Consider the following 11985-nt stretch of genomic DNA (forward strand, 5'->3'; position numbering starts at 1 on the left):
CGCCGGTGTCGACTGCTCGGCCGTGACCGACTGGACGATGCTGTCCCAATGCTTGAGTGCAACCAAGACCGGCGGCCTGGTCACCATCACCACCACGGTCACCGTGCCCGACGGGGCACAGACGGCCATCAGCACACCCATCACCTTGACCGCGACCACCGGGGCGGCTACCTCCATCGAAACCACCACGCCAGGCGACACCTTCTTCGTCGTCGAGAAGGGCGGATCGCTCACCATCGGCAAGGACACGACCGACAACGGCTTCTCCTACAAGAATGGGAAACGGTACTTCGCATACGTGGAGAAGGGCGGATCGCTCACCGTCAACAACGGCACGTTCTCCGGCATCGACGTGACCGGCAATGGGTCCGTGGCCTACAACGCCGGCGGCACGGTGACCATCAACAACGGCATGTTCTCCGGCAACAAGGCCCTGAATGGCGGTGTGATCAGCCAGGCCGACGGCGCCACGACGATCATGGGCGGCACGTTCTCCGATAACACGGCCGCGAACAACGGCGGAGCGTTATATGCGATCGGAACCCTGAACGTCCAGGGGGAGTCACGTTCACCGGCAACCGCGCGCAGGGAAGTTACATCCTCGGGTACGGCGGCGGCGCCATCTGGGCGCAGGGCAAGCTGTACGTGAAGAACGGTCTGACCGGCCTGCGACCCAAGTTCACCGGCAACCAGGCGCTGACCGACCAACCCGGAGCGGACGGCAAGCTCGGCAGGGGCGGCGCAGGCGGAGCCATCTTCGTCCAGTCCGATTCCACTGCCTATCTGACCGGAGGCACGTTCGAGGACAACCTGTCCGGATATCTGGGAGGCGCCATCTACACCGAGGAGAAGTCCACCACCTACGTGGGCAAGTCCGTGGCGTATGGCAACACGGCCGGACATTTCGGCGGCGGCCTGTGGTTCTGCCCTTCCGGCAATTCCACTGCGTCGAAGGGCGGCAACATCGCCCTGTACGACAACGCCACCAACCCTGCGATCGACGGCAATCCCGACAACGACGCAGCCAAGATTCCACCGTACTTCCGCGCCGACACCATGACCCAGGCCGGCGCGGACCTGGCGATCATGAACCCGTACTGGAAATGGGTGAACGGCTGGATGAAAGGCATCAGCACCAACCAGTTCCAGTTGCTGGACACGTGGTTCACGAACCGTTCCGAACAGGCGGTGACCTGGTATTGGGACAACGTGCCCCTGCAGCACTCCTCCGGATACCATGACTCCTGGCAGCAAACCGCAGAGACCAAGCGCCAAGGCATCGAAGCCGTACTCGCGACCAGCAAGGACCCCAAGAACCACACCGAACAGGCCCCGGGACTGCTCCAGCTGCAGGCCAACGACCATGAGCCCGGCAACCAGTGGATCCGTACGGGTCTCGCCTTGAAGGCGACGGTCAAGAACGAAGGATACAAGGCCGAGGCGTGGCAGAAGGCGCAGATCAGGATGACCGGCAACCAGGCGCGCCTGTCCGGAGGCGCGTTCGGCTCCAACGGCGTGGTCGTGTTCGACTCACCGTATTCGATGAACTGGAACAAGGTGGACGAGCAGGGCAAGGAGGTGGACACCGCATCCACATGGGAGCTGTCCACCAACAAGCTGACCGACCCCTACACCAGCCCGTATCTGGATGAGGACATGCGTCCCACGGACTGCCAGAGCGGCGGCGCGGCCGACGGTTGCTGGGTGAAGGACGCCGAAGGCGTCTGGAGCGTGGATATCGTGGACAACGGGCCGCGCGACAACGATCCCGCGTTCGGCGGCATCAGCCTGGACAACCTCGCGCCCGGCACCTATACGCTCAAGGAGAAGACGCCTCCGACCGGCTACCAGAAGACCGACAAGACATACACGTTCACCATCGTCGCCGTGGAAAGCGGAGGCATCCCCAAGCCCGTCGAGCTCAAGGACGCCTCCGGCAAAACCGTGACCGACAGCGCGATCGTGAACCATCCCGCGACCGGCGTCCTGGCCTGGTCGAAGACCGACGCCGACAACACGCGCATCGCCGGCTCCGTATGGACCATCACCAAGCTGGATAATACGACGGTGGACGTTGCCGACCGTACGGCGACGGACAACCTGACTTCACTGGATGAGGACGCCGGTGACGGTGACTTCCGGATCTCGCTTTTCAAGGACAGGAAGCCGGATCCCGCCTGGCCTGACGGCAAGTACACGCTTCAGGAGGAGACCGCGCCGACCGGCTACTGGAAGACCGGTAAGACGTACTCGTTCACCATCACGACACAGGATTCCGGCAACCGGACCGCCACCTGGGACGACAAGGATGTGACCACCGGCCGCCAGTTCACCAACAAGCCGACAATCGTCTCCTGGTCCAAGGTGTCCGCGGACAACACCGACCAGACACTGCCCGGATCCGAATGGACGATCACCAAGCTCGACGACGGCGGACAGCCCACCGGTTCCTCGCGGACGGTGTCGGACTGCAGGCCGGGAGCCTGCAGCACCCCGCTAGGCGGGTTGAAGGACTCCGACGAGACGGCCGGAAAGTTCACCGTGAAGAGCCTCGAGCCGGGCTCCTACCAGCTGGAGGAGAAGACCGCGCCAGAAGGATATGCGAAGACCGATACGAAGTACACGTTCACCATCGGTACTACCGAAGGCGACGTGACGATCAGAGTCAAAAACGAAAGCTCCGGCGAGGCGGTGGCGGACAACAGGATCGTCAACCATGCGATCGTCACCGCCCTGCCGTTCACCGGAGGCCGCGACACCCGCGACTGGTATATCATCGGCGGCGGCATCGCCCTGCTCGGCCTCGCCGCAGCGGTCGCATATCAGCGGATGAGACGCAATAGCCTTCATTGACGCACATGCCGTTCCTATGGTTTTTGGGTTTTCGGATGTGCCCCAGTGGTTGGTGAAAACCTGGGAGACCGCGTGATCGTCAGGTAGCGGTTTTCCGGTGTTTCAGGGCGATGCGGAAGTCGTTGCGGTATTGGCTTGGCGTCGTCAGGTAGCGGTCGTGGAACAGTTTGTGGAAGTACGCCGCGCTGTCGTATCCGACCGCATGCGCCACTTCGGCGATGGGCTGATCGCCGGTGATGAGCAGCTCGGCGGCCTGGCGGAGTCGTTCCTCGTTGATGAGTCGTCCGAGAGTGCGCCCATCGTGCTTGCGCACGTAGCGTGACAGGTAGCCGACGCTGTAGCCGAGAGTGTCGGCGATGCCGTCGTTGGTGGCTTTTGCGGGGTCCTTGGTGATGACGTCGATGATCGCTCCGATCAGGGGGTCGATGTGCATCCGGCTTTCCAAGGCGTCGGATGCGGTGTGCATCAGTTCGAGCAGGCCGCCGATGACGGCGAGGCTGGGCCGGTAGCGCCCACCTGCGCAATACGCCACCAGCATCCTGCTTATGGCGGCCTGGCCGGCTGGATGGTGTCCCGCTTCGAGCAGACAGTAGGATTGCGACGGATCATCGATCCACTGCCGTAATGCCATGTCCTCATGCGTTCCCGAGCCCGAGACCGTGAGCATGGATTCAACCAGCCGGCTTCGTATCAGGACGTCCGCCTCGATCGGCGCGCGGCCGTTCTCGATGATGGGGGATATGAGGTGCCGGGCGCCGGGCTTGACTAGGACGGTCCCTCCGGCCTCAAGCACGCAGGTCTCGCCTTGCACCCAGACCAGTACGGTTCCTTTGAGCGCGTGGGTGATCTCGAGGTAGTCGTGCCGGTGGAGCTGTGACGGGTGGTCGAGGTCATGGCCGATGACGCCGAAGTCGTCGTCCTTGCCGAGATGCGCGCTGGCTGCGGCGATGGTGTCGAACGAGGTCATGGGTGCGTCGGCACCGGTGTCGGCGGCCTCCGCCGCGGCCCGTCCGGTTCTGGTGTGGTCGGCGTAGCGTTCATCGCCGCCTGCCGTCAGGCGGGGGAGCCGGAGTGTGGGCGTGTCCATGTCCCTCCATGTTCGTTCAGCGCCGGATGCTCGGGGTTGTTGCGCAACGATGCCGCGATGGAGGTCATTATAGAGTGCAATGAGGTCAGCATAGCTGAATTGCCGTGTCTTATCGTTGGATTCAACAGCGCTGCGTCGATAGTAACAAGGTCGTTATCGAGGAGAGAATCCAATGAACGCATTGAAGACCAGGATAGGCATCCTGTCGTTGAGCTCCATCACCCTGTCGGGCATCTTCATCGTGCCGATCATCGGCATGGTGGCCCAGGCCTTCCCGGACAGTTCGCTGTCCGGCGTGCAGATGATCATTTCGGCGTCCACCCTGACCGCGCTGGTCGGCGCATGGCTGACAGGCAAGCTCGCTTCCGTCCTGTCGCGCAAGACCGTGGCCCTCATCGGCGCGGGCGGCATCCTCCTGTTCGGCATGCTGCCGTACTTCATCCACTCCGGCCTCGCCGCGGTGATCGCGTTCTCCGCCCTGATGGGCGTATGCCTTGGTTTCATCAACAACATACTTCCCACCCTGATCTCCGTGCACTATGAGGGCGAGCAGCGTCAGTCGGTCATGGGGCAGCAGGTCGCCGTGGCCAGCATCGGCGCGATGGTGTTCATGGGCGGGCAAGCTCGCCACGGCCCAGTGGTACCACGCCTACCTCGTCTACCTGTTCGCCGCCGTGGTCCTCATCGTATGCGCCTTCACCATCCCAGCCGAGAACGGGGAGGAAGAGGAGAAGGGGAAGTCGCACGGCTCGGGTCCCGAGGTCTCGATCCGTGAGGCGATGAACGGCAAACTGTGGTTCCTCGTGATCGCCGGCTTCTTCTTCCTGCTCGCGAACAACGCCTACAGCAACAACCTGTCCCTGCTCGTCGAACAGCGCGGGCTCGGCGACGCCGGCACCGCCGGACTCGTCTCCACCATCGGCCAGCTCGGCGGCCTTCTCGCCGGCCTGTGCGTCGGCCTTCTCGTCAGATTCGTGAGGAACCACCTGCTCATGGTCGGCTTCCTGGCCGAAGGCATCGCACTGCTGCTGCTCGGATTCGCCGCCAACCTGCCGCTGCTCATCATCGGCAGCTTCCTCGCCGGCGCAGGACTGAGCCTGTACTATGCCCAGGCACCGTTCCTCGTCACCATGATCGAGAAGCCCTACCTCATCCCGATGGGCATCGCGGCCATGACCACCGCGAACGCGCTTGGCGGCTTCGCCAGCCCGGTCACCGTCAACCTGATCAACGGCCTGTTCGGTTCGAGCGCCGCCGGCGCGATGTTCATCGGCGCCGTGATCGCGCTGGCCGGTGCCGTCGCCCTGGGCGTCATCGACTTCCAGCGCAAGTGCCTCGAAACCGGCCGTTGAGCATCAGAGAAGCATCCGACGGAACGGATGGCAGTGCAATCAGCCGTCCACAGAATCGGCTGACCGCACACTCCGCGCATCCGCTACCGTGATCCGATGAAAGAGACCAATCATATGAACAGCAATGAAATCCACATCCGGGATCCGTTCGTCCTCGTCCACGATGGCGTCTACTACCTGTACGGCACGCGCGCAGACAATGTATGGGGCGTCATGGACGGTTTCGACTGCTACACCAGCCGTGATCTGAACGAATGGGAGGGCCCGTTCGAGGTGTTCCACAAGCCCGCCGGACTCGACGCGGACCGCGCCTACTGGGCACCCGAATGCTACGAGCATGATGGCATGTATTACCTGATCGCCACCCTCGGAAGGCCCGACGGGCGCAAGGGCGTGCACGTGCTGCGCGCCACGGACCCTCTCGGACCCTTCGAATACGTCGCCCAGCTGACCGACCCCGGCCAGTCCTGCATCGACGGCACGATATACGCCGATCAGGACGGTAAGAACTGGCTCGTCTACTCGCATTCGCTGGAGGACGTGCCCGAAGGCGACATGGACGCCGTCCCGCTCTCCGACGACCTCGCCTCCACGACGGGCGACCCGGTCACCTTGTTCAAGGCTTCCGACGCCCCCTGGTCGGCGCCAGTACCATTCGCCAAGCCGGAATTCGGCATCGACGGCCCCGCCTACTTCTCCGACGGCCCCTTCCTGCACAGGCTGTCGGACGGCCGTCTGGCAATGCTCTGGTCCAGCTGGTCGGCATCCGGCGGCTACGCCGTTGGCCAGGCCGTCAGCGAAAGCGGCAAGGTGACCGGACCATGGACGCAATATGCGGAACCGGTCCTCACCCACGGCGGTCATGGCATGCTGTTCACCGGATTCGACGGCCGGACCCGCTATGCGCTCCACGCGCCGAACGACCCGGGCCAGGAACGCCCCGCGTTCCTTCCTGTAGAGGAATCCGACGGCGTGCTCGTTGTCGGATAAGGCGGCGAATACCGAAGCTGCACCGTCGTTCGGCCGCTTGCGTGGCGGAAAACAGAGCAGGGGGATGATATGTGGCACCATGCCGTATGCCACGTATCATCCCCCTGCTCCGTATCCAAGACGGTTGCGCGCACAAACACGTCACCTGGCACGGCGGCATACCGGTGCCGTCCATCCGTTCGATCAGCGGATGCAATAATTAATTAAATAAATATGGGTCGTATTGTCCATCGAGTGGAAAGACTGGCATAGGTCGCCATGGCCGGAAGAAAGAAACCGAAGATAGAAATAGAAACGATGATTTGAATACAAACGAATATTCATATATCGTGTGAATATGAAGAATATGAAGTTAGGCCCGGATTTGTTCCGCAGCAACGAATTGCGCGCGCACATCGATGGGGTGTTCCACATGTTGGTGGACACCGATTCGGAATTGAATCCGAGCGTTCCAGGGCAAATGAAACATCTCGGCGCGGATCTATACGTCCCCTATAACATGCAGGCATTCAGCATTGCGGTCAAGGAAGTCCCCGGTTTGGTCATTGCCTGCATCGAAGTCGATTATGTGCCGCAGCTTAGAGATTTCGTGGTTTCAAAGTTCTTTCTTGGCGTGAGTGAAAACACGACAAACGAGGCTAAGCCTTTCGACATCGATGGCGAGACCATGAGGCGGTTCCCCATCGAACGGTACAAGCGTCGTGTAATTCAAAACTGGATATTGCAGGATCTGGGCATGAACCGGACACCACGCTGGTGGTTGTGGGAAAGCGCCATGAGATGGAGCGATCCCATGCGACACGTCAGAGGGGCTGGACTACTCGATCTCGAGCGCACGGCGCGCATCTACGTCGCCGCACGGTACGGGGACAGGGACGCGCATGAGGCAGTAGCTGACGCCTTCGGTATCAGCAAATCCACGGCCGGACGGTGGATCAAGAAGGCGCGTGATATGGGTTACATCGATAACATCTCCGTGCGCTGGTGAGACCTGTAGTTGGTCTGTCTTCTACGCCGTTTGCTTCCGGGCGCGTACCGCAGATGTGCTCGGCGTGCGTACGGAAGCAGGGCTGAGGAGCATGGGCATCTAGTAGATTCTTTGCTGAATTCTGATTGAGGAGACTCTGATAAGGTCAATAGCCCTGTCTTTCTCGCATTGAGTCTGGACGATGGGCGGGACGTGCGTCGGAGGAGCGCGGTCGGGGTGAGAGGTACCTCTGCATGAGTCGAAGCGTGGAGGTGGTGACATGATGGATCTGTTCCCAGGCTGCGCTGCCCGTGCTTATCCAGTGGCCTTGCAGCCGAGTGCTTGAATACATCCATCCCTCTGATTGCCTGGCCATCAATCTGACATAAGATACATTATCGGAAATTGATACGTAGGCTGTATGACATTTCCGTGATTCCATATGTGCGTGCTCGGATTGGTCCGGGATGAGACATCTCTACCGTTCCGAAAACGGAGGTTTGCGGACACTGTCCGGCCGATGCCGGTTCCGTCTCCGAAACGCCGAGAGAATATGTATCAAAACCCGTCTCATTAACAATGTCTCATATCAGAAGCTTGATGTCGGGTTGTGATACGTTTTCCGGTATGGGTAAACGATTCGGATACGCAAGAGTGAGCACCGCGGGCCAGACGGCCGACCTGCAGCGCGACGCATTGGAGAAGGCCGGATGCGACCGGCTGTTCGTCGACACCGCCAGCGGCGCGAAGGCGCACCGGCCGGAACTCGACAGGATGATGGAGCTGCTGCGCGAAGGCGACGTGGTCGTCGTCTGGCGGCTCGACCGATTGGGCCGCAGCGTGCAGAACCTCGTGGAGCTCATGAACCGGTTCCAGGAGATGGGTGTCGGATTCGTGAGCCTCAACGAGGCCATCGACACCACCACGCCCGGCGGCATCCTCGTATTCAACATCTTCGCCGCCCTAGCGCAGTTCGAGCGCGACCTGATCCGCGAACGCACCAACGCCGGCCTCGAGGCCGCGAGGGCTCGCGGACGCAGGGGAGGCAGACCGGCGAAGCTCGACGCGAAGCAGGTCGCCGAGATCCGCCGGCTCTACGACTCCAAAACCGTGACAGTTAATCAGATTGCCGCCATGATGGGAGTGGGACGGGCGACCGTGTACCGGGCGCTTGGTCGTGATGCTGGTTGATTGGATTAATCCGTGCAATCTGAAGTCAGTTTTCCCCAGCTGTCACCGGAACGAACGGCTCACTGACGAGAGGATGCGATTCATCTGTGTTGAGATACACGCTGTAGAGCTCGTCTTCGATGTCGTACACCGGCTTGAGCGTCAGCGGATCCTCGTCGCCATTGCGTCGCAGTGAGAACCGCAGTCCGTGGTCCGGTAGACGTTCCACCATGTGGGGCAAAACCTCAGGGGTCCCACATGCCATGGGAACGTTGGCGTCGCTGCCTTCAATAGCAAGCAGTATGCCGCCATACAGCAGGGCTATGCGGTGACCGTCCCCGGGTAACGTTTCGATGCTCCACGAGGTATCCAAAGTCAGCGTGATGTCGACGTTCTCGGAAACGGTGCCTTCCGCCACCCAGAACGAGCCGTCACGGCGAATCCGGAATTGCTGCACTTCATCGCGGTTGGAAGCCTGCGTTGACACACGCACTGCGGACACCCGATATGCCGGCAACAGTATTCGAACCGGAGTCGGCCGTTGCGTTTGGATATGCATGACTGCTTCGCGGTCACAGGGAAAGCGTGTAACCAGTGAATAGGTCAGTCCCTTTTCTTCCCAGTGCAACGTCGAGGCAATGCAGGCGCCGAGCATGATGGTCGGCACGGTAGAATCCTCAGCCTGATACCAAATGCCCGATTGCAGGTAGGCAGCGGCCTCGATGCCTGTTCCCGTGCAGCACCAGAACGAATCGTACGGTGTGCTGTACGACCGTCTCACCCCGGCACCGAGCGGCTGATGGTATGCCGACAGCCCATCTTTCGGATTCAGGCAGGCCAGCACCGCATTGAATTTGAGCCTTTCCAGATGAGCGAGTTTCTTTGGATCGCCGTCAATGACGAATAGTTCCCGGACCAATCGTTCGGTGTTGTGCGCGCAACACGATTCGCATTCGCCGCCGGTGAGCGACCGGCTCAAATCACCGTACTTACCCCAATGCTCCGCACGATCGGACACACCATACCGCAACGTGTAATGCTCCGCCCTCGAGCTGTTCGACCCATTGGCAAACGTGCGACCGAGAAGATAATGGTATCCATTGCGGGCCGCCGTCAGATAACGCTCGTCTCCGGTGATTCGATACCGATGGACCGCCGCAGCCATAACCGGCAGATGCGTGTTGGCATGCAGGTCCTCAAGCACATCGTGGCCCCGCATCAGATTCCCGGTGAAATACTCGCGGTCGAACAATTGGGCGGTGGCTAATATCTCATTGTCGCCGGTCAATTCATACAGCGAATAGAGCGTATCCCCGATGCCGCCATATTCATTGAGAGGATTGAGCCGCACGGGTCGGAGGATGTTGTCGATGTTCCAGTGGCCGAGTCTGGCGAATCGTCGTCCGATATAACGTGCCAAAGCGCATGCCAAGTCCAATGCGGTGACATTGCCGGCCAGCTGATAAGCGTCTACCAGCCCCTTCAGTATCTTGTGCAATGTATAGTAAGGTGCCCAGACGCCATGGAACTCCTTGGCTTCCAGAGTGTCCAGCTCACTGTCGGGGAAAGCGCTAAGATATCCGTCGTCGCGTGCGCACTGGGCCAGCCCTTCGACCAGCGTATTCACCAAGCGCAGCATCTGGCCATCTGTATCGTCTCCGGCATGGTATTGTGCGGCGGCGGAAAGCACATGACCGGTAAAATGCCCTCGTATTCCCCCGTCCTCGCACTCCCAGCCGCCCAGCGGCTGCGCCTTGCTCGGAATCCCGGCGTTGCGACGAAAGGCGTGCAGCAGCCGATCCGGGTCCAGTGTGAGCAGGTAATCACGAATCATGCGTTGCCTTGGCGCGAATACGTCATCTTGAAGCTGCACCTGATTGAGGCTCCATGAGCGGTATTGATAATCGGTCATCCTTCGTCTTTGCTCCTTCTGCGCTTGATGTCAGATGCCGTCTGACGCCAGCCGACATCAAACAAAGGCGGGGCTGGGGAAGGCAGATCCCACACCCCGCCCCGCCGCTTGAAGACCGGCTTGCTTTCAGCTGACGACTACAGTTTTCCGGCAAGCCCGTGGTCGCGCCCGTCGCGTGCGAATACGGGTACGCTGTCGAGTGGTGCGGTGGCGGTTATGGTTTGTCCGCCGGCGTGCGTCGTACCGTCGCGCAGATCAGTCCATTGAGTGTCGGCGTCACCGGGCAGGTAGACGGTGCGGCTGCGTGCGCCTTCCTCGAGGACGGGGGCAATGAGCAGATCGGCACCGAGCATATACTGATCGGCGATGTCCGCGGCTGCGGTGTCGTCCGGGAACTCGTAGAACAATCCACGGATGAGGGGTTGGCCGGTCTCGTGTGCTTCGGTGAACAGTTCGCGCATGTAGGGACGCAGGTGTTCGCGGATGCTGATGTACTTCACCATGATGCGTTCGATTTCTTCGCCGTAGCTCCATGGTTCGTTGTCCGCGCCCGAGGGTGAGCGGTGCTCTCCTGCAGTGTTGGTGATGGTCTCCTTCATGGTGCCGTCGGGTTGGAGGGCGGAACGGTCGCCGTGGTTGCGCATCACCGGGGAGAAGCAGGAGAACTGGCACCAGCGTGCAAGGAGCTCTTTGAAGGAATCGCTGTTGATGTCGCCGTCATGGAAGCCTCCCATATCGGTGGTGAACCAGGGGATGCCGGCCATGCCCATGTGGATGCCACAGGTGATCTGGGCTTTGAGGTCGTCGAACGTGGATCCCACGTCACCCGACCAGACCAGGGCGCCGTAGCGTTGCGAACCGGCCCATGCGCATCGGGTGAGGTTCACGATCTCGTTCCCGCGGCCGTACGCTGTCTGGCCTTCGTAGAAGCCGCGGTTGTATTCGCGCGGGTAGAGGTTCGCGACCTGCTGGTTGGGTCCCGCGTGGTACCGGTAGTTCTCGAAGTCGTAAGTGCCGTATTCGGGTTCGGCCTCGTCGAGCCAGAACGCGTCGATGCCCAGGTCGGCGTAGTTCTGCCGGCATTTGTCCCACACGTATGCGCGGGCGGCGGGGTTGGTGGCGTCGTAGAACTGGCTGGGTCCTTCGAACATCATGCCGATGTCCTGTCCCCTGTCAGCGCGCACGAGAAGGTTGTTGGCCTTCATCTCGGCGTAGTTCTCGGAGGCTATGGCGACCTGCGGCCATACGGAGGCCATGACCTTGACGCCCATGTCGTGCAGTTCATCGCACATGGCCTTCGGGTCAGGCCAGAACTCCTTCTCGAAGCGGAAGTCGCCCATGTAGGGCCAGTGGAAGAAGTCGATGACGATCAGATCGAGTGGGATGCCGCGCTTCTTGAAGCCACGCGCCACGTCAAGCAGCTGTTCCTGGTTCCAGTAGCGCAGCTTGCATTGCCAGAAGCCGAGCCCCCATTCCGGCATGAGCGGCGCGTGCCCGGTGGCTGCGGCGTAATGCTCCATGATCGTGGAGGGCCTGTCGCCCGTGGTGACCCAGTAGTCGATCTGGCGGGTGGCGTCTGCCTTCCATTCGGTGCGGTTCCTGCCGAACGTCACCGAGCCTATTGCGGGGTTGTTCCATAGGAACCCGTATCCGG

The 11985-nt window shown here is 61.1% G+C and carries 9 protein-coding genes and 1 pseudogene; 7 read left to right on the plus strand and 3 right to left on the minus strand.

All coding sequences use genetic code 11. The features are described 5' to 3' along the window. Window positions 1–528: 528 nt before the first annotated feature. Together BW14_RS12555 and BW14_RS08360 are read left to right on the plus strand one after the other, a co-directional pair. Window positions 529–609 (plus strand): annotated as a pseudogene (locus tag BW14_RS12555) (hypothetical protein); the annotation flags it as partial. A 36-nt stretch (window positions 610–645) separates the two neighbouring features. Continuing rightward, entirely contained in the window at window positions 646–2853 is a 2208-nt protein-coding gene (locus BW14_RS08360) for a collagen binding domain-containing protein (protein WP_140490175.1), read from the plus strand. A gap of 79 nt (window positions 2854–2932) precedes the next feature. On the opposite strand, the gene BW14_RS08365 is transcribed toward BW14_RS08360, so the two are convergent. Continuing rightward, on the minus strand, window positions 2933–3940 hold the full coding sequence (locus BW14_RS08365) for an AraC family transcriptional regulator (RefSeq protein ID WP_140490177.1): 1008 nt from the start codon (window positions 3938–3940) through the stop codon (window positions 2933–2935). Window positions 3941–4112: 172 nt separating this feature from the next. On the opposite strand from BW14_RS08365, the gene BW14_RS12560 reads away from it, so the two are divergent. The 5 genes from BW14_RS12560 (at window position 4113) to BW14_RS08385 (ending at window position 8440) form a co-directional block, all read left to right on the plus strand. Beyond that, window positions 4113–4715, plus strand: a complete 603-nt coding sequence (locus tag BW14_RS12560) for an MFS transporter (RefSeq protein ID WP_375138439.1) — start codon at window positions 4113–4115, stop codon at window positions 4713–4715. Between the two features lie 4 nt (window positions 4716–4719). Then, window positions 4720–5292 carry an MFS transporter gene (locus BW14_RS08370; protein ID WP_375138440.1) on the plus strand — a complete coding sequence of 191 codons (573 nt, stop codon included), beginning with the start codon at window positions 4720–4722 and terminating at the stop codon, window positions 5290–5292. Window positions 5293–5388: 96 nt separating this feature from the next. After that, a complete protein-coding gene (locus tag BW14_RS08375; protein ID WP_140490181.1) occupies window positions 5389–6282 on the plus strand; it encodes a glycoside hydrolase family 43 protein in 894 nt (297 codons plus the stop codon). Window positions 6283–6619: 337 nt separating this feature from the next. Then, entirely contained in the window at window positions 6620–7270 is a 651-nt protein-coding gene (locus tag BW14_RS08380) for a helix-turn-helix domain-containing protein (protein ID WP_140490183.1), read from the plus strand. Window positions 7271–7876: 606 nt separating this feature from the next. After that, window positions 7877–8440 (plus strand): recombinase family protein, encoded by a 564-nt coding sequence (locus tag BW14_RS08385; protein ID WP_140490185.1) that lies wholly within the window; start codon window positions 7877–7879, stop codon window positions 8438–8440. A 25-nt stretch (window positions 8441–8465) separates the two neighbouring features. On the opposite strand, the gene BW14_RS08390 is transcribed toward BW14_RS08385, so the two are convergent. After that, window positions 8466–10331 carry a beta-L-arabinofuranosidase domain-containing protein gene (locus tag BW14_RS08390; protein ID WP_140490187.1) on the minus strand — a complete coding sequence of 622 codons (1866 nt, stop codon included), beginning with the start codon at window positions 10329–10331 and terminating at the stop codon, window positions 8466–8468. Between the two features lie 137 nt (window positions 10332–10468). Then, window positions 10469–11985: TIM-barrel domain-containing protein (locus BW14_RS08395; protein ID WP_140490189.1), on the minus strand; the 1517-nt coding region annotated here is incomplete at its 5' end.

This window comes from Bifidobacterium sp. UTBIF-68, assembly GCF_006408855.1.
Classification (GTDB): domain Bacteria; phylum Actinomycetota; class Actinomycetes; order Actinomycetales; family Bifidobacteriaceae; genus Bifidobacterium; species Bifidobacterium reuteri.

Excerpts from the sequence above, each read along its gene's own strand:
- BW14_RS08365 (WP_140490177.1), bottom strand. The coding sequence starts at position 3,940 with ATGGACACGCCCACACTCCGGCTCCCCCGCCTGACGGCAGGCGGCGAT.
- BW14_RS08385 (WP_140490185.1), top strand. The coding sequence starts at position 7,877 with ATGGGTAAACGATTCGGATACGCAAGAGTGAGCACCGCGGGCCAGACG.
- BW14_RS08380 (WP_140490183.1), top strand. The coding sequence starts at position 6,620 with ATGAAGAATATGAAGTTAGGCCCGGATTTGTTCCGCAGCAACGAATTG.
- BW14_RS08370 (WP_375138440.1), top strand. The coding sequence starts at position 4,720 with ATGAACGGCAAACTGTGGTTCCTCGTGATCGCCGGCTTCTTCTTCCTG.
- BW14_RS08375 (WP_140490181.1), top strand. The coding sequence starts at position 5,389 with ATGAAAGAGACCAATCATATGAACAGCAATGAAATCCACATCCGGGAT.
- BW14_RS12560 (WP_375138439.1), top strand. The coding sequence starts at position 4,113 with ATGAACGCATTGAAGACCAGGATAGGCATCCTGTCGTTGAGCTCCATC.
- BW14_RS08390 (WP_140490187.1), bottom strand. The coding sequence starts at position 10,331 with ATGACCGATTATCAATACCGCTCATGGAGCCTCAATCAGGTGCAGCTT.